The 21,019-nt window shown below is 71.3% G+C and carries 16 protein-coding genes, 5 tRNA genes and 1 riboswitch; of the genes, 12 read left to right on the forward strand and 9 right to left on the reverse strand.

Annotated elements, in window-relative coordinates:
• Positions 1-299: 299 nt before the first annotated feature.
• From ACFVYL_RS36240 to ACFVYL_RS36255, 4 genes are all read right to left on the reverse strand, one after another.
• Positions 300-373 (reverse strand) — tRNA-Phe (locus ACFVYL_RS36240).
• A gap of 24 nt (positions 374-397) precedes the next feature.
• A tRNA-Asp gene (locus ACFVYL_RS36245) sits at positions 398-472 on the reverse strand.
• A 39-nt stretch (positions 473-511) separates the two neighbouring features.
• Positions 512-584 (reverse strand) — tRNA-Glu (locus ACFVYL_RS36250).
• An 82-nt stretch (positions 585-666) separates the two neighbouring features.
• Positions 667-2,217 (reverse strand): metallophosphoesterase, encoded by a 1,551-nt coding sequence (locus ACFVYL_RS36255; protein WP_389724037.1) that lies wholly within the window; start codon positions 2,215-2,217, stop codon positions 667-669.
• A gap of 71 nt (positions 2,218-2,288) precedes the next feature.
• Here ACFVYL_RS36255 and ACFVYL_RS36260 point away from each other — a divergent pair, with 71 nt between their 5' ends.
• The 4 genes from ACFVYL_RS36260 (at position 2,289) to ACFVYL_RS36275 (ending at position 7,558) form a co-directional block, all read left to right on the forward strand.
• Complete coding sequence (locus ACFVYL_RS36260) at positions 2,289-2,639, forward strand: metallopeptidase family protein (protein ID WP_361718370.1); 351 nt, start codon at positions 2,289-2,291, stop codon at positions 2,637-2,639.
• A 192-nt stretch (positions 2,640-2,831) separates the two neighbouring features.
• Positions 2,832-3,329: a hypothetical protein gene (locus ACFVYL_RS36265; protein WP_389724040.1), complete on the forward strand. Its 498-nt coding sequence runs from the start codon at positions 2,832-2,834 to the stop codon at positions 3,327-3,329.
• Positions 3,330-3,554: 225 nt separating this feature from the next.
• Complete coding sequence (locus tag ACFVYL_RS36270; RefSeq protein WP_389724043.1) at positions 3,555-5,906, forward strand: DEAD/DEAH box helicase; 2,352 nt, start codon at positions 3,555-3,557, stop codon at positions 5,904-5,906.
• 125 nt (positions 5,907-6,031) lie between these two features.
• Positions 6,032-7,558, forward strand: coding sequence for an amino acid permease (locus tag ACFVYL_RS36275; RefSeq protein WP_389724045.1), 1,527 nt, complete (start codon positions 6,032-6,034; stop codon positions 7,556-7,558).
• A gap of 19 nt (positions 7,559-7,577) precedes the next feature.
• On the opposite strand, the gene ACFVYL_RS36280 is transcribed toward ACFVYL_RS36275, so the two are convergent.
• Positions 7,578-9,182, reverse strand: coding sequence for an MFS transporter (locus ACFVYL_RS36280; protein WP_389724048.1), 1,605 nt, complete (start codon positions 9,180-9,182; stop codon positions 7,578-7,580).
• Positions 9,183-9,644: 462 nt separating this feature from the next.
• Between ACFVYL_RS36280 and ACFVYL_RS36285 the strand changes: the two genes are divergently transcribed.
• Positions 9,645-9,717 (forward strand) — tRNA-Lys (locus ACFVYL_RS36285).
• A gap of 284 nt (positions 9,718-10,001) precedes the next feature.
• On the opposite strand, the gene ACFVYL_RS36290 is transcribed toward ACFVYL_RS36285, so the two are convergent.
• The 3 genes from ACFVYL_RS36290 to ACFVYL_RS36300 all read right to left on the reverse strand — a co-directional run bounded on the left by ACFVYL_RS36290 (position 10,002) and on the right by ACFVYL_RS36300 (position 12,376).
• A complete protein-coding gene (locus ACFVYL_RS36290) occupies positions 10,002-10,523 on the reverse strand; it encodes a DUF6415 family natural product biosynthesis protein (RefSeq protein ID WP_389724050.1) in 522 nt (173 codons plus the stop codon).
• On the reverse strand, positions 10,520-11,062 hold the full coding sequence (locus ACFVYL_RS36295) for a hypothetical protein (protein WP_389724053.1): 543 nt from the start codon (positions 11,060-11,062) through the stop codon (positions 10,520-10,522). Before ACFVYL_RS36295 ends, ACFVYL_RS36290 begins: the two co-directional genes overlap by 4 nt.
• A 99-nt stretch (positions 11,063-11,161) precedes the next feature.
• A complete protein-coding gene (locus tag ACFVYL_RS36300; RefSeq protein WP_389724056.1) occupies positions 11,162-12,376 on the reverse strand; it encodes a helix-turn-helix domain-containing protein in 1,215 nt (404 codons plus the stop codon).
• Positions 12,377-12,532: 156 nt separating this feature from the next.
• Here ACFVYL_RS36300 and ACFVYL_RS36305 point away from each other — a divergent pair, with 156 nt between their 5' ends.
• Positions 12,533-12,796 carry an ANTAR domain-containing protein gene (locus ACFVYL_RS36305; protein WP_389724059.1) on the forward strand — a complete coding sequence of 88 codons (264 nt, stop codon included), beginning with the start codon at positions 12,533-12,535 and terminating at the stop codon, positions 12,794-12,796.
• Positions 12,797-12,976: 180 nt separating this feature from the next.
• Here the strand turns inward: ACFVYL_RS36305 and ACFVYL_RS36310 are convergent, their stop codons facing one another.
• Complete coding sequence (locus ACFVYL_RS36310; RefSeq protein WP_389724062.1) at positions 12,977-13,522, reverse strand: YceI family protein; 546 nt, start codon at positions 13,520-13,522, stop codon at positions 12,977-12,979.
• Between the two features lie 353 nt (positions 13,523-13,875).
• Between ACFVYL_RS36310 and ACFVYL_RS36315 the strand changes: the two genes are divergently transcribed.
• From ACFVYL_RS36315 to ACFVYL_RS36340, 6 genes are all read left to right on the forward strand, one after another.
• The gene (locus tag ACFVYL_RS36315) at positions 13,876-15,408 is read left to right on the forward strand and encodes an MFS transporter (protein WP_389724065.1); all 1,533 of its coding nucleotides are present in this window, start codon (positions 13,876-13,878) and stop codon (positions 15,406-15,408) included.
• A 246-nt stretch (positions 15,409-15,654) separates the two neighbouring features.
• On the forward strand, positions 15,655-16,503 hold the full coding sequence (locus ACFVYL_RS36320; protein WP_389724106.1) for a glycosyltransferase family 2 protein: 849 nt from the start codon (positions 15,655-15,657) through the stop codon (positions 16,501-16,503).
• Between the two features lie 208 nt (positions 16,504-16,711).
• Complete coding sequence (locus ACFVYL_RS36325; protein ID WP_389724068.1) at positions 16,712-17,953, forward strand: alginate lyase family protein; 1,242 nt, start codon at positions 16,712-16,714, stop codon at positions 17,951-17,953.
• A gap of 47 nt (positions 17,954-18,000) precedes the next feature.
• Positions 18,001-18,074: transfer RNA gene (locus tag ACFVYL_RS36330), tRNA-Met, on the forward strand.
• Between the two features lie 165 nt (positions 18,075-18,239).
• Positions 18,240-19,382 carry a PP2C family protein-serine/threonine phosphatase gene (locus tag ACFVYL_RS36335; RefSeq protein WP_389724071.1) on the forward strand — a complete coding sequence of 381 codons (1,143 nt, stop codon included), beginning with the start codon at positions 18,240-18,242 and terminating at the stop codon, positions 19,380-19,382.
• A 231-nt stretch (positions 19,383-19,613) separates the two neighbouring features.
• Positions 19,614-19,776, forward strand: a riboswitch (cyclic di-AMP (ydaO/yuaA leader).
• A gap of 11 nt (positions 19,777-19,787) precedes the next feature.
• On the forward strand, positions 19,788-20,861 hold the full coding sequence (locus ACFVYL_RS36340) for a M23 family metallopeptidase (protein ID WP_389724074.1): 1,074 nt from the start codon (positions 19,788-19,790) through the stop codon (positions 20,859-20,861).
• Positions 20,862-21,019 lie beyond the last annotated feature (158 nt).

Here is a 21,019-nt window from a genome sequence, read left to right on the forward strand (position 1 = left end):
GCCATCCCTGCGTCGCGCTGCACGGACAAAGACGCCAGAGGATGCTCGGTGCTCCGTGCGCACATACCCCCACGCCCCCTCGGGCCGCTCGGGCGCCTGGCAGGCCGGTGGGGGCAATCCCCCCACCCAGCCGCCCCTACTCCCGCCGTACGTCGCGGGGCAAACGGGTGGGTGGGTGGGATAACTCCGCCGCGGAGCGGCGGGGCTGTTTGTGGGCGCACGGGGGACGGGGGGAGAGAGGCGCGCAGCCTCCGGGGGAACGGCAGAAGCCCCGCCGAGGGCGGGGCTTCCGGGAGAGGTGGCTGGGGCCGGGATCGAACCGGCGACCTATCGCTTTTCAGGCGATCGCTCGTACCAACTGAGCTACCCAGCCACGCGATCCGCGAGGAATCGCAAGCGGTCCTGACGGGATTTGAACCCGCGGCCTCCACCTTGACAGGGTGGCGAGCACTCCAAACTGCTCCACAGGACCAAGCGTGGTGCGAGCACTAGTCTCGCACACGGTAATGCGTGCCCCCAACGGGATTCGAACCCGTGCTACCGCCTTGAAAGGGCGGCGTCCTGGGCCACTAGACGATGAGGGCTAAGAGGCCCGCCGTGTGCGCCTTGCAGCGCGTCGGGGACGTGAGAAGCATATGGGATGCGGGGAGCTATCGCCAAAACGGTTTACGGGGAGGGGGTGGGAGTCGTGGGCGAGGTGGGTGCCCCGGGCCGGTTCTCCTTGGGGAGGTGGCGGCTGACCTCGGCCTTCGTCAGGCCGAGGCCGCCGAGTTTGATCTCGTCCCAGGCCTGGAGCCGCTTGCTCGTACGGTCCAGGTAGAGGACCGACGCCTCGACCGGATCGGGGTACTTGCCCTCGACCGCGCGCAGCCCGCTGCCGCCCGTCGACCCCTCGATGCGCAGCCGCGTGCCGTCGTCCAGGACGTCCATCTCCTGGTGGTGGACGTGCCCCGCGAGGGCGAGCGGCACCTCGCCGTCGGTCTCCCGCGCCGCCGTGGGGTTGTGCGCGATCGCCACGTCGACGGGCGTGCCGGCCGCCCGCTCGGCGCGCAGTGCGGAGGCCAGTCGTATGCCCGCCATGTGCTCGACCGCGTCGCCCTCGGCCCGCACCGAGCGGTCGGGGGTGTACTGCGGGTCTCCGATCCCGGCGAAGCGCAGGCCCGCGACGGTCTCGGCCCTGCCGTCGTCGAGCACGTGGACGTTCTTGAAGCGCTCCAGGTAGCCCTGTGTGGTGCGCGAGTCGTGGTTGCCGCGCACCCATACGTAGGGGGCGCCCAGGTCCTCGACCGGGTCGAGGAAGCCGTTCTCGGTGGCCGAGCCGTGGTCCATGGTGTCGCCGGAGTCGACGATGACGTCGATCTCGTACTGGCTGACGAGGGAAGAGATGATCTTCCAGCTGGCCGGGTTGAGGTGGATGTCGGAGACATGCAGGACCCGCATCGTGGTGGGGTCAGGCTGGTACGCGGGGAGCGTGGACGTCACGTCGTAGAGCTTGGTCACGTTGGTGACGAGGCGCGCCAACTCCTGTTGGTAGACGTCGAATTCGCTGACGATGCTGCGCGCGTTGCCGACGACCGAGGGGGCGCTGCTGAGCAGGCCGGAGAACTTCGGCTCCAGGACGGACTTCGGGTTCCAGGTGGCGTACGCCGCCGTGCCCGAGGCCGCGAGCAGGGTGAGGGCGAGGCCGCCCGCGGCGAGTGCGCGGCGCGGGCGGCGGTAGACGGCGAGGCCGAGCGCCGTGGCGCCCGAGACGACGGCGACGCAGGAGCGTACGGCGAGGTCGAGCGTGCCGTGTCCGACGTCGCGGGCGACCTCCTCCTGCAGGCCGGCGAGCCGCTCGGGGTGGTCGACCAGGGCCTGGGAGCGCACCGGGTCGAGGCGGTCCACGTCGACGTCCAGGCGGAGGGGGGCGGTGTGCGAGCGGAGTTCCAGGGCGCCAAGCGGGGAGACGTCGATCTTCGTGCCGCCGGACACGGACGGGCGCAGCGCCATGCGGGTGTCCATCGGGCCGACCGGCGCGCGGACGCTGCCGACGATGAGGAGGCCGAGCCAGGCGCCGAGGACGACCACGGTGATCAGGCCGAGGGCGCGGGCGTACGGGTGCGGGGGGCTGATCAGCTCGGTGGTCGGGTGGGTGCGGCGAGCGCGGTAGTGGCCTACGAGGGCGGTGCCCGCCCGTCGTACGACCTTCAGGACGACGGTGAAGTCGCGGGCCATTGGTCCCGTATGCCCAGTTGGGGCGACGGCTATGCCGGGACGGGGGCGGCGACGTGGCCGACAATGGGGGAGTGCTGGAGATGACGCGCGAGGAGTTCGAGGAACTGGTCGGCGAGGCGCTCGACCGGATTCCGCCGGAATTGACGCGGCTGATGGACAACGTGGCCGTCTTCGTCGAGGACGAGCCGCCCTCCGACGATCCCGAGCTGCTCGGGTTGTACGAGGGGACTCCGCTCACCGACCGGGGTGAGTGGTACGCGGGTGTCCTGCCGGACCGCATCACCATCTACCGCGGGCCGACGCTGCGGATGTGCGGCTCGCGCGAGGAGGCCGTCGCCGAGACGGAGATCACGGTGGTGCACGAGGTGGCGCACCATTTCGGGATCGACGACGCCCGGCTGCACGCGCTCGGGTACGGGTGAGCGAGGGCGCCCGCCCTGGTGTGCGGGGCGGGGCCGGGCGGGGGTGGACCTCCGTGTCCTCTTGCGGGCCGCGGGAGTTGGGCAGGGCGTCTGGATTCTCAGCGCCTCAGGAGGTGCTCGGCCGTGCGCCAGTTGTACGTTCCCGTCCGTTGGGCCGCGGTCGCGGTGGCCGTAGCGGCGACAGCGGGCTGCATGAGCGTCAGTGACGACGGGAAGGCCCCCGGGCCCGGCCGGTCCGCGGGGCACCGCAGCGGGGCGGCGGCGCCCGACGGAGATCCCGGGCGGCGGGGCGACGACGCCGAGGACGGGGGTGAGCACGCGCAGGGCCGCGGGAAGGGCAAGGGCAAAGGCGGCGGGAAGGGGCACGGGAAGGGCGCCTCGTCGCACTCGGGCGGGTCCGGGGCGGGGGGCGACGCGGAGCCCTCGGAGTCGTCCTCGGCGTCGTCCCCGGCGAAGGAGCCGCAGCAGGGCGGGCCGGGGAAGCCCACGCCGACGCGTGCCAAGCCCACCGCGACCCGGACGAGCGCGACGCCCGCCCCGCCGAAGCCCGACCCGACCCCGACGCCGGATCCGACGACTCCGGAGCCGTCCTCGTCGGCGCACGAGGGGTCGGGTCAGGACGCGCAGCTGGAGCGGCGGAACGCCGAGGTCACGGCGCGGGAGCCCTCGCCCGAGGCGGGTCCTCGGTAGCTCCGAGGCCCCCGGCGGGCCTCCCGAAGGGGGGCGGTTTGCCATTTGGGGTGGGGGGTGCGTATGGTGGTAGATCGTTTGATCCCATTTGCCCGGCGCCGACACAGAAGAGCGCCGCGTGGCGCGTACTCTCCCTTGCCGTGGCTGACCGCATAGAGGCGGTCCATTGCGAAATCACGGAGTTGACGGGCGCGTGCCGAGACTCCGGAAGGTTTCGCATTTCGCATGTCCATTTCTCATTCTGACCACGCCGTCCTGCCCGAGAACGAGATCGTCGTCTCCGTCGAGACGGAGATCGTCGAGTCCGTCGAGGCCGAGATCGTCGAGTCCGTCGAGACGGAGGCCGTAGCGGCCGTCGTCGAGCCGGTCGAGGTCTCCGGGGCCCAGGACGTCACCGAGGTCATCCCCGACGCCGACGTCTCCGACGCCCCCGAGGCGGACGTCTCCGACGCCGAGCCCGAGATCACGTTCACCGACCTCGGTCTGCCCGAGGGCATCGTCCGCAAGCTCGCGCAGAACGGCGTCACCACGCCCTTCCCGATCCAGGCCGCGACCATCCCGGACGCCCTGGCCGGCAAGGACATCCTCGGCCGCGGCCGCACCGGCTCCGGCAAGACCCTCTCCTTCGGCCTGCCGATGCTGGCGACGCTGGCCTCCGACGGCCGCACCGAGAAGAAGAAGCCCCGCGGCGTCATCCTGACCCCGACCCGCGAGCTCGCGATGCAGGTCGCGGACGCCCTCCAGCCCTACGGCGACGTGCTCGGCCTGAAGATGAAGGTCGTCTGCGGCGGTACGTCGATGGGCAACCAGATCTACGCCCTGGAGCGCGGCGTCGACATCCTCGTCGCCACCCCGGGCCGCCTGCGCGACCTCATCAACCGCGGCGCCTGCTCGCTGGAGAACACCCAGATCGCCGTCCTCGACGAGGCCGACCAGATGTCCGACCTGGGCTTCCTGCCCGAGGTCACCGAGCTGCTCGACCAGGTTCCCGGCGGCGGCCAGCGCATGCTGTTCTCGGCCACGATGGAGAACGAGATCTCCACGCTGGTCAAGCGCTACCTGAACAACCCGGTGACGCACGAGGTCGACAGCGCCCAGGGCAACGTCACGACCATGACGCACCACATCCTCATCGTGAAGCCCCGCGACAAGGCGCCCGTCACGGCCGCCATCGCCGCGCGCAAGGGCCGCACGATCATCTTCGTCCGCACCCAGCTGGGCGCCGACCGCATCGCCGAGCAGCTCTGCGACTCCGGCGTGAAGGCCGACGCGCTGCACGGCGGCATGACGCAGGGTGCCCGCACCCGCGTCCTTGAGGACTTCAAGAAGGGCTACGTCAACGCCCTCGTCGCCACCGACGTCGCCGCCCGCGGCATCCACGTCGACGGCATCGACCTGGTCCTGAACGTGGACCCGGCCGGCGACCACAAGGACTACCTGCACCGCTCGGGCCGTACCGCTCGCGCGGGCCGCTCCGGCACGGTCGTCTCCCTCTCCCTGCCGCACCAGCGCCGCCAGATCTTCCGCCTGATGGAGGACGCGGGCGTCGACGCCACGCGCCACATCATCAACGGCGGCGGCACCTTCGACCCGGAGGTCGCCGAGATCACCGGCGCCCGCTCCATGACCGAGGTGCAGGCCGACTCCGCGGGCAACGCCGCGACCCAGGCCGAGCGCGAGGTCAAGGACCTCACCAAGGAGCTGGAGCGCGCCACCCGCCGCGCGACCGAGCTGCGCGAGGAGGCCGAGCGCCTCACCGCGCGTGCCGCCCGCGAGCGCGGTGACGACCCGGAGGCCGCGGTCGCCGAGGCCGCCGCTGCCGCCGAGGCCGTCGTCGAGGCCGCCGTGTCGGTCCCGGAGCAGCCCGTCGCCGAGCGCCCGGCCCGCGAGGAGCGCTCCTCCTCGTACGAGAACCGCCGTCCGCAGCGCGACGACCGCGGCAACTACGAGCGGGACCGTCGCGACAACCGCGGTGGCGGCTTCAACCGTGACCGTCGTGACGACAGCCGTGGTGGCGACAGCCGTGGTGGCGGCTTCCGTCGCGATGACCGTGGTGGCGACCGTGGCGGCCGTTCTTTCGAGCGTCGTGACGACCGTGGCGGTGAGCGTGGTGGCTTCCGTCGCGACGACAACCGCGGTGGCGGCTTCAACCGTGACCGCCGTGACGACAGCCGTGGTGGCGACAGCCGTGGTGGCGGCTTCCGTCGCGACGACCGTGGTGGCGACCGTGGCGGCCGTTCTTTCGAGCGTCGTGACGACCGTGGCGGTGAGCGTGGTGGCTTCCGCCGCGACGACAACCGCGGTGGCGGCTTCAACCGCGACCGTCGCGACGACAGCCGTGGTGGCGACAGCCGTGGTGGCGGCTTCCGTCGCGACGACCGCCCCTCCGGCGGCCACCGCGGCAGCGACCGTCCGTTCAACCGTGACCGCCGCGACGACCGCCCCTCGGGCGGCTTCCGCTCCGGCGGCCACGACCGCCCGGCGTACAACCGCAACTCGGGCACCTCGGGTACCGGCACCGGCACCGGCTCCTTCGGCCGCCGTGACGACAAGCCCCGCTGGAAGCGCAACGGCTGACGCCTGCTGATCAGCTGAACCGAAGGGCCCATCCCGGGTGGGGTGGGCCCTTCGGCGTACGCGGACGGCCGTACCTCGACCGAGCGTGCCGCATGTCATGTCCCTGTCGTGGGCAACGCTCGTGCATGAAACCACCACCAGGATCCGACGAGGAACGCCTCGCCCAGCTCGGCTACACCCAGGTTCTCGCGCGGCGGATGTCCGCGTTCTCGAACTACGCCGTCTCGTTCACGATCATCTCGGTGCTGTCCGGGTGTCTCACCATGTATCTGTTCGGGATGAACACCGGCGGGCCCGCCCTGATCACCTGGGGGTGGGTCGGGGTCGGGCTGATGACGTTGTTCGTGGGGCTCGCCATGGCGGAGATCTGTTCCGCCTATCCGACCTCCGCCGGGCTGTACTTCTGGGCGCATCGGCTCGCGCCGGCGCGGACCGCGGCCGCCTGGGCCTGGTTCACGGGGTGGTTCAACGTGCTCGGGCAGGTCGCCGTCACCGCGGGGATCGACTTCGGGGCGGCGTCGTTCCTGGGGGCCTATCTGAATCTGCAGTTCGACTTCCGGGTCACCGAGGGGCGGACGATTCTGTTGTTCGCCGCGATCCTCGTGCTGCACGGGCTGCTCAACACCTTCGGCGTGCGGATCGTCGGGCTGCTCAACAGCGTGAGCGTGTGGTGGCACGTGGCCGGCGTGGCCGTGATCGTCGGTGCGCTCGCCTTCTCGCCCGACTCGCACCGGTCGGCGTCCTTCGTCTTCACCGAGTTCGTCAACAACACCGGGTGGGGGAGCGGGCTCTACGTGGCGCTCATCGGGCTGCTGATGGCCCAGTACACCTTCACCGGGTACGACGCCTCCGCCCATATGACCGAGGAGACCCACGACGCGTCCACCGCCGGGCCCAAGGGCATCGTGCGGTCCATCTGGACGTCCTGGATCGCCGGGTTCGTCCTGCTGCTCGGCTTCACGTTCGCCATCCAGTCGTACGACGGGGCCCGCGAGTCGGCGACCGGGGCGCCGCCCGCGCAGATTCTGCTCGACGCCCTCGGGGCCAGTACCGGCAAGCTGCTCCTGCTCGTCGTCATCGGGGCGCAGCTCTTCTGCGGCATGGCCTCCGTGACCGCCAACTCCCGTATGATCTATGCCTTTTCGCGGGACGGCGCGCTGCCCTTCTCGCGCGTCTGGCACACGGTCGACCCGCGCACGAGGACGCCGGTCGCGGCGGTATGGCTGGCCGCGCTCGGCGCGCTCGTCCTCGGTCTGCCGTATCTGATCAACGTCACGGCGTACGCGGCGGTGACGTCCATCGCCGTCATCGGGCTCTACATCGCGTACGTCATCCCCACGCTGCTGCGGCTGCGCAGGGGCGACGCGTTCGAGCGCGGGCCCTGGCACCTGGGCCGCTGGTCGCGTCCTGTCGGCATCGTGGCGGTGGGGTGGGTCGGCGTGATCACCGTCCTGTTCATGCTGCCGCAGGTCTCGCCGGTCACGTGGGAGACCTTCAACTACGCCCCGGTCGCGGTGCTCGTCGTGCTCGGTTTCGCGGCGGTCTGGTGGCTCGTGTCGGCCCGGCACTGGTTCCTCAATCCGGACCACGCCCGTACGCGGGCGCGTGACGCGGCGCGGGCGAACGGTTCGGAGCACCTCGACCCGCCGTGAGGTCAGCGGCTGCGTGAGGTCAGCGGCTGCTCACGCTGTCGACCTCGTACGAGGGCTGGTTCACGTGGTCCGGCTCCTCGCGCTCCCGCACCGGCTCCTCGCGCTCCAGCGCCGACTTCTCGGTGGGGCGCAGGGAGAACACGAGCACCGCCGCTCCGCCGAGGGCGATGAGCATGATCCAGACAGCGCCGACGTGCATGGCGTGGATGAACGCGTCATCGGCGGCCTGCGCGAGAGTGGGCCGGTCGATCCGGGCGGCGACGTGCCGGGCCTGTTCGGCGGAGACCTGGGCCCGGTCCCGCGCCGACTCGGGCACGCCGTCGAGCGAGGGCTCGATCGCGCGCCGGTAGACGATCGACATGATCGTGCCGCCGACCGCGATGCCGATCACGCTGCCGGTCTGGCGCACGGTGTTGGTGACGGCCGATCCGGCTCCGGCCCGCTCCAGCGGCAGGGAGCTGATCAGTGCGGCGGTCACCGGGCCGAGGACCATGCCGACGGTGAGGCCCTGGATCAGCACCAGGATCTCGATCAGGACGAGGGGGGTGTCCAGGCCGAGGAACCCGTACGCGCCCATGGTCAGCGCCGCCACGACGAGCGCCGGTGCGCTGACGAGGCGGAGCGGGAAGCGCCTCACCAGACGCGCGCCGACGGGCGCTCCGAGGGTCGCGCCGACCGCGGTCGGGAGGGACGCGAGGCCCGCTTCCATCGGCGAGTAGCCGCGCGCGCCCTGGAGGTAGAACGCGTTGTAGAAGGTCACGGCGGTCACGGCGAAGAGGAGCAGGCCGAGGGCGACGTTGCCGCCGCCGAAGGTGCGCTGCGCAAGGAGCCGGGGGTCGAAGCTGGGCATCTTGGTCCGCAGCTCGACCAGGACGAAGGCGGCCAGCAGGACGACGCCGACGGCGATCGGCGCCCACACGTCCGTACGGCCCCAGGAGGCCACCTGGCCCGCCCGGATCAGCCCGTAGGCGAGGGCGGCGAGTCCGGTGATCGAAAGCAGCATTCCGGCGCCGTCCAGCGGGCGCGGGACGGGGCTGCGGAAATTCGGGACCAGTACGGCGATTCCGATGAGCGCCACGATCACGACCGGGACATTGACCAGGAAGACCGAGCCCCACCAGAAATGATCGAGAAGGAACCCGGCGAGGACCGGGCCCGCGGCCATTCCGACACCGGCGGCCGTCGAGGAAATGGCGACCGCGGTCGACCGCGCGGGGCCGGTGAAGGTCCACATGAGGATCGCCATGTTTCCGGGCATGATGAGCGCGCTGCCCACGCCCATCGCGGCCCGCGCCGCAATCAGCTGCTCCGCGTCGCCCGCATACGCCGCCCATATCGAGGACCCGGCGAATACGACCAGTCCCGCGACGAGCACCGTACGGTGACCGAAACGGTCGCCGAGGGCGCCGGCGGTGAACATCAGCGTGGCGAAGGCCAGGGTGTAAGAGCCGGTGGCCCACTGCAGCTCGGCGGGGTCGGCGTCCAGTCCGCGGGCCGGGTCCGCGAGGGTCTCCAGGGCGGTGCTCAGGACGGTGTTGTCCAGCCAGATCAGCAGAGAGCACACCATGAGAACGGCAAGGATCAACTGCTGCTTGGACTTCGGCAACGCCGGGGCTGTGGTCATGAATTCCCTTGGGTGGGGTGGTTGGTAAGAACTGTCGAATGGACCGTAGATAATCACCGCGCCTCTGTCAATCAAAAAAGGTGACCTTTTTTGGCGGGGTATCGAGGGCATGGTATTCCGCCCCTGTCAATTACTGAGTGACCTGTAATGCGAAGGTTCTGGCAGGTCATCCAGGGCATGCCATGGCGGGGCCTGTCAATTCTCTCCCCTTGAATAAATTGCCGCCTTTGCTGAGCAGCCGATGGCATGACGGAGGGCATAACGTCGCGCGACTGTCAATTGATGAATTCGTTGCTCAGGGGTGGTGCGCGGGGCCTGGCGTGTGCCTCGGCCGACCGGCGCTTGTCCGGGCCGCGCCCCGGCCCTCGGCGGAGAGGCCCGGGTCGCCCGGTCAGGGCCGGGCGCGCCCGACTCGGATAAGCCTGTGAGGGCAGTGCGACCGTACGGCTATGCTGGGCGGGCGGGCCGCTAGCTCAATTGGCAGAGCAGCAGACTTTTAATCTGTAGGTTGTGGGTTCGAGTCCCACGCGGCCCACGAATCGACCCCTGGTCAGAGCGATCTGACCAGGGGTCGAGTCGTTTTCGGTGGCTGCAAGATCTTTAGCTGGCCCCTGCTGGCCCCTGCTGGCCTGAAGGGACAGCGATCAAGGGGCGGCGCAGGGAGCCGCACCGGCGGGGAGCTTCTCACGGCGGCCGCTGCCGCAGGACCAGCGACCGCCGCCGCATGACGCATGGGCGCAGAGCTCGTGGCCTACGCCTGCGTCAGGAGCCTGCGGAGGCATGGCGCGCAGTGGACGCGGACGAGGGGCGACGCCCCGTTCACGTCCCCCCGCAGGGCGGGTAGCGGAGGAGGTCGCGTAGCCGTCGGCCGAGCTCGGCAACGCGCATCGCCAGCACCAGCGAGCCGGGGCGGTCACCGGGCTCGTCGGCCAGGGCGTCGTGGGCGGCGTCGATGTTGCGCTGGTGCGCGTGCCACTCCAGGCTCCCCTCGCCTGCCTCGTCGGAAGCCTTCGTGGCGGCCGGCAGTCGGCGCCGGATCTCGTGCCGCAGACGGCGGTACAGGTCGGTCAACTGCTCGGGAGGCGGCAGGGTGCCACACGCGGAGAATGCGGCGGCGAAGAGGATGTCCACATATCCGCCGTCGGCGCACCATCGGCACGCACGAGGGAACCAGTGCACCTTCTCTCCAGCGCGCTGCAGATCGCGGACACCTAGGTCGACGGCGGTGTCAGAGGTCAGGATGATGCCGCAGAAGACGCAGTCCCGGCCCCGCGCTTGGCCAGTGGAGAGGACGTTGACTGCGGGCAGGACGGGCGCTGAGAGGTGGTCGGTGAGCTTCATCGCCGCGCTCCCTTGAGGGTGCCGCGGGCGATGTGCACGAGCGCGGCGACGGACGGTACGGGGCACAGGTCGCCGACGATGCGGGGTCGTACCGCCCAGTGCAGGCCGGTCGGGCCGCGGAGGTCTGAGGCGGGGACGCTCAGGAAGTGGCCGCTGCCGAGCATGGGAGCCTCATCGGGGTAGTTCCATCGCGCCGTCGGTCCCTTCTCGACCAGCGCGTAGTACGTGTTCTGCGGGGCGTTGTGAATCACCGGGCCGCCGAGCAGCTCGGCCAGGGTCCGGGTCACCACGTCGAGGGCATCGGCACCGATGCCTGCATGCACGATCCGGCCGGGCAGACATACCGAGTTGAACCTTTTGCCGAGCGGCAGCAGAGCGATGCCCCGCTCCTGCCACTCCCGGTGTGCCTGGTGTGGCTCTTGCTGGGCGCGCGCGAGCCAGTCGAACGCCGCGCTCACGGGCTGCGGGAATGCGCCTCTTCCCGAGCCCAGAGCTCGGTCCGTGCCGTCGGCCATGTCGACTCCTACGTGGTCGGCCATGCCCCGGGGCCGGTCCTGTGGTCACCGGGGCGCAGTACGACTCATGAAATCGACGCGCTACACAGAGTGACAGGGACGGGGCGTCCCACTTTCTCGACGCTATTCGCTGACGCCCAGGAAGCCGGCCAACGAGCCCAGCCCGGCCGGGTGGTTGGGCAGCGCCCACAGGTCGCGAACGATGGCCACCGCCAAGGTGTGGTGCTGCATCCACGTCGGCGCGACACGGCGTAGGGACTCCAGGGCCTTCACCGCTCCCGCCGCGTCACCGAGGTCGGTGTGAGCGCGGGCCACGTCCAGCAACAGCCACGTTCGCCATGACGGAGGGACGTCCTTGCTCAGCCGCATGCCCTTCGCGAGCGCCAGGGCCTGCTCGGGGCGCCCGTACTGAACGGCTAGCCGAACGCGTTCGATCCGTACCGAAGACGGACTGAAGACGCTGACCATGCGACTGTCACCGCCCTGCGGCAGTCTGGCCACACGCGCGGCTTCGGCCTCGGCGTTCTCCATCAACTCGGCGGCCCGCGCGTAGTCGTTGCTGCGTGCGGCCGACGTGGCGGCGGACATGGTCAACGCGCCCCAGACCTTCAAGCCGTCAGCGGTCCCCGTGTGACCGCAGTCCTTGATGCCGGCGGCGGCGTGCAGGGCGATGCTCATGGCGTCGGCGAGGCGCCCTTGTCGCTGGTACGTCCACGCAACGGAGTTGGCGATCATGGGGCGCAGCAGGGGGTCCGGGGATTGCCCCGCCGCCTCTATGGCACGCTCCAGGCTGATCAGTGCGAGGTCGGTCTTCCCCATCCGTACGGCTACGTGTCCGGCAAGCTGGAGAGCTTTGCCGAGCGCCGCGAAACCGGCGCCCCGGTCGGCGTCGTGGCCGGCGACCGTGGCCGAACGCGCATCCGCGATCATGTCGGGCAGCACCTTCATCACGGGGTCGAACTCGGCGGCGTGGTACTGCGTCCAGCCGTCCGCGATCTGCTCGCGCAGGCGGTCCAGGGAGAAGCCGGGGCCCGGTGGCTTCGGCGCGGGCCCCCAGAGCGCAGGCATGACGGCGCGCCGTACCGCCACGAAGCGGGGGCCGTCGTTCTCGCCGGTAGAGCTGACCGCGGGAGGGTCGCCGAGAAGCGTCGTCAGCTCCACGCCGAGTCCGTTGGCCAGGGCGTGCAGCGTGGGCAGCCGCGCCGAATGCTTGCGCCGCTGTTCGAGCTGGCGGATCACGTCGACGCTTACGTCGGAGCGCTCCGCCAGCTCTTCCTGGGTCAGGGAGGCCAGACGGCGCAGGCGTCGGAGGGTCCGCCCCAGATCGTCGGTTGCCACGCCGCCACGGTACGCCGCCCGGTCGCCGGGACCCGTCGTACGGCCCGAAAAGTGGCCCCGTACGCCAAGCCCGACCCCACCCGCCCACGCCCATAGCAGGCTGGCCGAAGGGCCGAAGGGCCGAGGGCGGGAAGGGCGGGGCGGTCATGGACTGGCGTGGGTTCGCGTTGCAGATGGCTTCCATGGCGCGGGGAGCTGCCCCGCGCGCTTACGCGCTCGGCGTGGGCAGCAGGATGGGGTTCCTGCCCTTCACCGACCGCCACCCGGCACTCCATCGGTGAGGAGATAGGCATCCTGATGGCCCGTCACCGCATCGCCGAGGAGGAGGCGTTCGACGTACTGCGGCGCTTCTCGCAGGAGAACAACATGAAGCTGCGGGAGGTTGCGCGGCGGGTCTGTGAGCAGGGCGGCACAGTGTGAACGAAAACCTAAAGGGCCGCCGAAGCGGACCCGAACGCACGGCTCCCCCGGCTCTCTGCTGAACCGGAGGAACCTGGCCGGGCCGGCCCTCCAGAGGATCGCTGCCGTGCCCGGACCTGCCTCCCAGGTCCCCCGCCCCGCACACCTCACACATACGTTTTTGTGCGAGAAGGGGGGGGATCAGGGCTGCCGGACCGCCGCGACCTCGAACTCGACCGTCACCTTCGAGCTGACGATCAGCGTGTCCACGGCGTTCGCGCTCGCGCCCCAGTCCTTGCGGTTGATCGTGACGCTGCCCCGGAAGCCGACCCGGAGGCGGCCCTGCGGGTCGTGCTCGCCGCCGGTCGTCTCGACGTCGAGGGTGAGCGGCTTCGTCGTACCCCTCAGGGTCAGGTCGCCTGTGACCCTGAAGCGGCTGCCGTCCACGTGCTCCACCTCGGTCGAGGTGAAGGTGATGACGGGGTGGCTGGCCGCGTCGAGGAACTTGGTGCGCAGCGGGTCGTCGCGGAACCGGTTGCGGGTCTGGAGGCTCTGTGACCGGAGCGTGAGCTGGATGCCGGACTTCGACGGGGTGTCGCCGTCGAGGTGCGCGCTGCCCTCGAACTCCTCGAATTCCCCGCGCACTTGGGGGCCCACGGAGTGCTTGCCGATGAACCCGATCCGGGTCCCTTCGGGGTCGAGGACGTACTCGCCGCTGAGCTCGCTGAGCTCGGTGATGGTTGGCATGCTTGGTCACTCCTGGTGGGAAGACGGGGTAAGCGTTCGGTGCAACCGGTCACTGAATGAGGCGTCTTGGGGAATGAGGCGTCCTGGGCTGAGTGTGCCGGGCTGAGCGTGCTGGGCCCTTCGCGTACGTGGTCCTTCGCGTACGTGCCGCGTCGGCGGACGGGGGCGACGATACCGCCGGTGACCATGCCCGTACGGGCTGCTCCAGCGCCAGACCACCCCGAGTCAAGTGGAGCCAATCCAGACGCACGGCGTACGCCCGTTGCGCACACCGTGCGCAGTGCGTACAGTGTTCGCAACGAGAGCACGCCGTACTCAGCGAGCGTGCCGCCTACGTTCCTGGGGGTCCCACGATGGAAGTACGCCGCGATCCGCGCCGCTGGCTCATCCTGATCGTGCTCTGCCTGAGCACGCTCGTCCTGGTCGTCGACAATATGGTCCTGACCGTCTCGGTCCCGCCCATCGCCGAGGATCTGGGCGCGGACGCCCAGGACATCCAGTGGATCATCGAGTCGTACATCCTTGTCTTCGCCGGACTGCTCCTCACCGCGGGCAGCCTCTCCGACCGGTTCGGACGGCGGCGCGTGATGATCGTGGGGCTCGCCCTCTTCGGTGCGGCGTCCCTCCTGGCCACCGTCGCCCAGAACCCCGAACAGCTCATCGCGGGGCGGGTGTTGATGGGCGTCGGCGGCGCCCTGATCATGCCGAGCACCCTGTCGATCCTCATCACCGTCTTCGACGACGAGGAGCGCCGCAAGGCCATCGGCGCCTGGAGCGCGGTGGCCGTGGTCGGCCTGGTCGGCGGGCCCGTGCTCGGCGGCGTCCTGATCGCCCACTTCTGGTGGGGCGCGGTCTTCCTGATGAACGTCCCGATCGCCGGCCTCGCCATCGTCGCCGCCCTCGTCCTGATGCCCGAGTCCAAGGGCCCCGCCCGCAAGGCCGACCCGCTCGGCATGGTCCTCTCGATGGCCGGCATGACCGCGCTCGTCTGGACGATCATCGAGTCCGCCAAGACCGGCCTGGACGACACGGGTACGCAGCTCTCGCTCGGCGTCGCGGTCGTCGCCCTGGTCGCCTTCGGGATCTGGGAGACCCGCACCGACGCGCCGATGGTGCCGCTCTCGCTCTTCCGTGATCGCGTCTTCAGCGGCGCCAGCTTCTCCCTCGTCCTGCTGACCTTCGCCAACGGCGGCCTGATGCTGGTGCTCACCCAGTACCTGCAGTTCGTCCTCGGCTACTCGCCCGCGAAGACCGGCATCGCCTTCGCCCCGATGGCCGTCGCCACGCTCCTCTTCAACGGCGTCGGCGCCACCCTCGGCAACAAGGTCGGCAACCGCCCCATGACCGCCGCGGGCCTCACCGTCATCGCCGCGGGCTTCGGCGCCCTCGCCTCCCTCCCCTCGGACGCCGGGTTCGGGATGCTCGCCGCGGCCATGGTCCTGATCGGCATCGGCGGCGGGCTCGCGATGCCCGCCGCGACCGCCGCCCTGATGAGCGCCGTGCCCGCCGAGCACGCCGGGGTCGGCTCGGCCCTCAACGACACCGTCCAGCAGGCGGGCGCGGCCCTCGGCGTCGCCGTCCTCGGCACGGTCCTCTCGAGCACCTACACCGGCGCCCTGCCCGCCGACGCATCGGCGCAGGCCGGCCACTCGGTGCAGGACGCGCTCGCCCTGGCCGCCACCACCGGCGACAACGCCCTCGCCACGGCCGCCCGCGAGGCCTTCACCGAGGCGATGTCCGCCAGCTTCTGGGCCGGCGCCGCGGGCGTCCTGGCCGCCGCCGTCCTCGCTCTCGTCCTCATCCGGGACGACAAGACCACCGCGCAGGAGCAGGCCCCCGCCGACGACGAGGCCGCCCGCGGCAGCGAGTTGACCCCGGCCGCCTGAGCCAAGGCGCCTGAGCCCCGGGCCTGACCCCCGTCCCCCCGCCCCGGCCCGCCCCCGCAACAACCCCGTACGCCCCCACGGCGCCCCGCCCGGCTTCGGCCCCGCGGGGCGCCGTGGTGTTGACTGGCCGACTTCCGCCGCACCTCGCACTTCGCACCTCGCGCCTCGCACCTTGCACCTCGTACCTCTGGAGGGACCGCCGTGCCTCAGCCACCGCTGCCGCGCCTGGGCGTCGCCGTCATCACGATGGGCAACCGCCCCCGAGAGCTCGACGCGCTGCTCGCGTCCGTCGCCATGCAGGACGTGCCCGCGGACCGCGTCGTCCTCGTCGGCAACGGCTCGCCCCTCCCCGAACTCCCGCCCCTGCCCGGCAAGGTGACCGCCGTCGAGCTGGACGAGAACCTCGGCTGCCCGGGCGGCCGCAACGTGGCCATCGAGCGCCTCGCGGACTTCGGCGACGTGGACGTCGTCATCGAGCTCGACGACGACGGGCTGCTCGTCGCCGACGACGTCTTCCGCAGGATCCGCGACCTGTTCGCCGCCGACCCGCACCTGGGCATCGTCGGCTTCCGCATCGCCGACGAGACGGGCGAGACCCAGCGCCGCCACATCCCACGCCTGCGCGCCACCGACCCGATGCGCCGCGGCCCGGTCACCGCCTTCCTCGGCGGCGGGCACGCCCTGTCCATGCCCATGCTGGCCCGGACCGGGACCTGGCCCGCCCAGTTCTTCTTCGGGCACGAGGAGACCGACCTGGCCTGGCGGGCCGTCGACGACGGCTGGCAGATCCTCTACGAGCCTGCCCTGCTGCTCCAGCACCCCAAGACCTCCCCGGCCCGGCACGCCGTCTACTACCGCAACACCGCCCGCAACCGCGTCTGGCTGGTCCGCCGCGGCCTCCCGCTCCCGCTGATCCCCGTCCACCTGGGCATCTGGACCCTTCTCACCCTCGCCCGGACCCGCTCGCTGCCGGGCCTGCGCGCCTGGGCCGGCGGCTTCGTCGAGGGGGTGCGGACGCCGTGCGGCGAGCGCAGGCCCATGCGCTGGCGCACGGTGTGGAGGCTGACGCGCCTCGGCCGCCCGCCGGTGATCTGAGGGGCGTGGGGCGTGGGGCGTGGGGCGTACGGGAGGGCGCACGCCACCGGCGCCGGGCCGCGCACCACCAGCCCCGGCCCGCGCACCACCCGTGCCGCGCACCACCCGTGCCGCGCGCCGCCCGAACGGAGCAGTCCGGCGGTGCGCCCGCCCGCGCCCCGGGCGACGCTGTACTGCCGGGGCAGCGGGCCCGAACCGGAGGTGCAGCATGGCAGCAGCCGTACGTGGCAGAGGGCGGCGCGGGCGGCGCGTCGTCGTGCTCCTCCTCTCGCCCCTCCTCGTCGCCCTCGCCGCGGCCTGCGGTGGCGGCGGCGGCTCCGGCGGCCCGGACACCCGTACGGCCGCCGCCCGCCCCCTGGACCTGGCGTTCAAGCACCCCGGCGTGCTGGTCGGCAAGGAGCAGTTCGACCGGGTCCGTGCGCACGTCAGGGCGCGGGAGCAGCCCTGGCTGAAGGCGTACGAGCAGATGCGGGGCAGCAAGTACGCGGCGGACGACTACCGGGCCACCCCGTACCCCGTCGTGGAGTGCCCGCCCGACACCCGCCCCGGCAAGGGGTGTGTCGAGGAGCGCCAGGACGCTCTGGCCGCGTACACCCAGGCGCTGCTCTGGAACATCACCGGTGAGCGCGCGCACGCCGAGAAGGCCGTGCAGATCATGGACGCCTGGGCGAAGGTGATCACCAAGCACACCGAGGCCAACGCCGGGCTCCAGACCGCCTGGGCCGCGTCCTCCTGGGCCCGCGCCGCCGAGGCGGTGCGCTACACCTACGACGGCTGGAACGACGGCTCGCTGCTGCGCTTCGAGCGGATGCTCCGCACCGCCTACCTGCCGCAGGTCGAGAACGGCTCCGCCGACTTCAACGGCAACTGGGACCTGGTGATGGCCGACGCCACCATGGCGATGGCCGTCTTCCTCGACGACCACGCCACGTTCGAGAAGTCCGTGCACCACTTCCGCACGCGCGTGCCCGCCTACTTCTATCTGGAGTCGGACGGCAAGCTGCCGGTCTCGCCGGAGGGCAGCGGCATCGACACCGCTGCCGAGCTGAAGAGGTACTGGTTCGGGCAGGACACCTTCGCCGACGGGCTCTCCCAGGAGACCTGCCGCAACTTCAAGCACGCCAGCTACTCGCTCGCCGCCACCGCGCACATGGCGGAGACCGCCCACCACCAGGGCGTCGACCTGTACGGCGAGGTCAAGGACCGGCTGCGGGCCGCCTTCGAGTTCCACTCCAAGTACCAGCTGGGCGCGCCGGTGCCGGGCTGGCTGTGCGGCGGCAGGGTGCGGCGCGACATGGGCCCCGACACGGAGGTCGGCCTGAACCACCTGCGGGGGCGGCTGCACCTGGAGATGCCGGAGACCGAGAGGTACACGGAGCGCGGGCGGCCGGAGGGGACGGACGGCCTCTTCGTGGCCTGGGAGACGCTCACGCACGCGGGCAACGCCTGAAGTGGTTCGACGCACCCCTCCCAATGGCGTAGAGTTGCATTCAACGGCGCGGGGTGGAGCAGCTCGGTAGCTCGCTGGGCTCATAACCCAGAGGTCGCAGGTTCAAATCCTGTCCCCGCTACTCAAGGCCTAGGGCCCGGAACCAAGCAATTGGTTCCGGGCCCTAGGTGTTTTCCCGTACGCCCTTCCCGTAACCCGGTCGGACCGCACCAGGTCGCACCCGCTCCCCGTCGGGGGAACCCTGAGTGGAGCGCGTGATGGGCGCGGAGTCGGCGGGAGACAAGCGGTGGGGCAGCGAGCGGGATCCGGGGACAGGGGTGCCACCGCGCACGAGCGGACCTTCGTCCGGTCCCTGCCCCTCCTGCTCCTGATCGTCGGCGTCGTGTACGACGTGACGACCCCGCCGGAATTCACCGCGGCCCCCCTCTACACGGCCGCCCCGCTGATCGCCGCCCCCTTCTACTCGCAGCTCAGCACCGTCCTGACCGGCGCCGCCGCCACGGCCGCCGTCCTCTTCCTGCACTTCGGCAACCCGGTCAGCGGCCATGTCGAGGCCGTCACCGAGGTGCTCACCGTGGTCACCGTCGCGGCCCTCGCGATCGTCATCAACCGCGTCGTGCGCCGGGGCAACGACCGGCTCGCCAACGCCCGCTCCATCGCCGAGACCACCCAGCGCGCCGTGCTGCCCGAACCCGATCCGCGGATCGGCGGGCTCGACATCGCGGCGCGGTACGAGGCCGCGCAGGCCGACGCGTTCATCGGGGGCGACCTCTACGCGGTGCAGGACACCCCGCACGGCGTGCGGCTCATCGTCGGCGACGTCCGGGGCAAGGGTATGGGCGCGGTCGCCGCGGTCGCCGTCGTCATCGGCGCCTTCCGGGAGGCCGCCGAGCAGGAGACGACGCTTGAGGCGGTGGCGCAGCGCCTGGAGCGGGCGCTCGCGCGCGAGGGCACCCGGCGCGACGGGCTCGACCAGTTCGAGGGGTTCACCACCGCCGTACTCGCCGAGATCCACCACGCCGGCGGCGCCGTACGGCTGATCAACCGGGGGCACCCGTCGCCGCTGCTGCTGCGCGGGGACGGCCGGCTGTGCGTCCTGTCGGCGAGCGAGCCCGCGCTGCCGCTCGGCATGGGCGAGCTGGGGGTCTGGCCGGACCGGGCGGACGAGTCGGAGTTCCCGCCCGGCGCGATGCTGCTCTTCTACACGGACGGCCTGTCGGAGGCGCGCGATCCTGCGGGGGAGTTCTACGATCCCGCGACCCGGCTCGGCGGGCGCATCTTCCCGGGCCGCGGCGGCCCGCGCGCGCTGCTCGCCGCGCTGGCGGAGGAGGTGCGGCGGCACACCGGGGGGCGGATGACCGACGACATGGCGCTGCTCGCGGTGCGGCGGCCCGTCGCCGGGGATCCGGACATCACGGCCCGTGACTGAAGGGCATCCCTCCGCATGACAACTGACGTACTGTCAAGGGAATGTGAAGCTCCGGTGCGTGCCGCGGGGGCGTGAGAGGGCGTCAACTCGCCCCGTTCCGAACCTCCGTGTCCCGGTACGTACACCCGGTCGGCGTTAACGATCAACCGGAACAGCTTGGAATACGGACCCGCTGTCTATTAACGTTCGATAACGCAGCGCGGTCGTCCCAGCCGTCACTAGAGGCGGCTCCGCGCGCACACGCCTAATCCCGAAAGGGAGCCGGGGAACCACCAACTTGGGGTGAATCAGGCAGCTGAGCACCGTGCATCCGTGTACCGGCGCCAGGTGTCCGTAGGAGACCTTCCTGCTCCGAACCCGTCAGCTAACCCGGTAGGCGAGAAGGAAGGAAAGGAGTGCGCCCCAGTGGCGTCCAACCGGCCTGCCCCCCAAGCCGTGTACATACCGAATGACGATGACTTCGGTACGTACGACGACTCCTTCGAGGAGTGGAACCCCACCGAGGATTCCGTCCGTCCCGTCCGTGGCAGGCACCGTGTGCACAAGAAGGGCGGCGGGCTCGCCCGCAGCTCCACCGTCCTCGGCGTGGGCGTCATCGCCGCCGTCGGCGCGGGCGGCATCGCCACCGCGCAGGACGGCAAGCCGCCGGTCTCCCTCTCGATGCCCGACCTGCCGGGCATGGACACCGTCGCGGACTCGCTGCCGGAGGCCAAGTCGCTGCCCGGCGTGGGCTCGCTGATATCTGACGACGCGGCGGACTCCACGGTGTCCGCCGCCGCGGCGGCCCCCCTCACCGCGGCCGGCGTCAGCACCGCCGACGCCGAGCAGGGCACCACCGACGCGGGCGAGGCGCTGCGCGCCCGCATCATGCAGCAGGCCGAGAACCAGCAGGACCAGGCGGACACCGTCGTACGGACCGCGGCCGAGGACGCGGCCGTCAAGAAGGCCGCCGAAGAGGCCGCCACCCAGCAGCAGGCGGCCCAGCGGGACGCGAAGGCCGAGGCCGCCGCCAAGAAGAAGAAGGAGGCGGAGGCCCGCAAGGCCAAGGCAGAGGCCGAGCGCCTGGCCAAGCTCGCCAAGAGCTACGCCATCCCCACCTCCTCGTACACCCTCACCTCGCACTTCGGCGACGCCGGTGCCATGTGGTCCTCCGGCCACCACACCGGTCTGGACTTCGCCGCACCCACGGGTACCCCCCTCAAGGCCGTGCACACCGGCACCGTCAAGGAGGCCGGCTGGGCGGGCGCGTACGGCTACCGCACCGTGCTCGAACTGGAGGACGGCACGGAGGTCTGGTACTGCCACCAGTCCTCGCTCAATGTCAGCGCGGGGCAGAAGGTCACCACGGGCGAGGTCATCGGCCGCGTCGGCGCGACCGGCAACGTCACCGGGCCGCACCTCCACATGGAGGTCCACACGCCCGACGGCACCGGCATCGACCCGCTCGGCTGGCTGCAGGGCAAGGGCCTCAACCCCTGAGCACCCCCGCAACCACCCCCTGAACCCTCCTGCCCCCCTGAACCACCCCTGAGGGCCCCCTCGACTCCGGCGGCCCTGGCGCCCACCCCCCCCCGACGCCAGGGCCGCCGGTCCCGTCCCGGCGAGACGGAATTCCGCTTCCACCGCGGACGTTGCGG

Origin of the sequence: Streptomyces sp. NPDC058308, assembly GCF_042880275.1 — a bacterium.
Taxonomy (GTDB): Bacteria; Actinomycetota; Actinomycetes; order Streptomycetales; family Streptomycetaceae; genus Streptomyces.

Excerpts from the sequence above, each read along its gene's own strand:
- ACFVYL_RS36255 (WP_389724037.1), bottom strand. The coding sequence starts at position 2,217 with ATGGCCCGCGACTTCACCGTCGTCCTGAAGGTCGTACGACGGGCGGGC.
- ACFVYL_RS36265 (WP_389724040.1), top strand. The coding sequence starts at position 2,832 with ATGAGCGTCAGTGACGACGGGAAGGCCCCCGGGCCCGGCCGGTCCGCG.
- ACFVYL_RS36270 (WP_389724043.1), top strand. The coding sequence starts at position 3,555 with ATGTCCATTTCTCATTCTGACCACGCCGTCCTGCCCGAGAACGAGATC.
- ACFVYL_RS36275 (WP_389724045.1), top strand. The coding sequence starts at position 6,032 with ATGAAACCACCACCAGGATCCGACGAGGAACGCCTCGCCCAGCTCGGC.
- ACFVYL_RS36280 (WP_389724048.1), bottom strand. The coding sequence starts at position 9,182 with ATGACCACAGCCCCGGCGTTGCCGAAGTCCAAGCAGCAGTTGATCCTT.
- ACFVYL_RS36290 (WP_389724050.1), bottom strand. The coding sequence starts at position 10,523 with ATGAAGCTCACCGACCACCTCTCAGCGCCCGTCCTGCCCGCAGTCAAC.
- ACFVYL_RS36295 (WP_389724053.1), bottom strand. The coding sequence starts at position 11,062 with ATGGCCGACCACGTAGGAGTCGACATGGCCGACGGCACGGACCGAGCT.
- ACFVYL_RS36310 (WP_389724062.1), bottom strand. The coding sequence starts at position 13,522 with ATGCCAACCATCACCGAGCTCAGCGAGCTCAGCGGCGAGTACGTCCTC.
- ACFVYL_RS36315 (WP_389724065.1), top strand. The coding sequence starts at position 13,876 with ATGGAAGTACGCCGCGATCCGCGCCGCTGGCTCATCCTGATCGTGCTC.
- ACFVYL_RS36320 (WP_389724106.1), top strand. The coding sequence starts at position 15,655 with ATGGGCAACCGCCCCCGAGAGCTCGACGCGCTGCTCGCGTCCGTCGCC.
- ACFVYL_RS36325 (WP_389724068.1), top strand. The coding sequence starts at position 16,712 with ATGGCAGCAGCCGTACGTGGCAGAGGGCGGCGCGGGCGGCGCGTCGTC.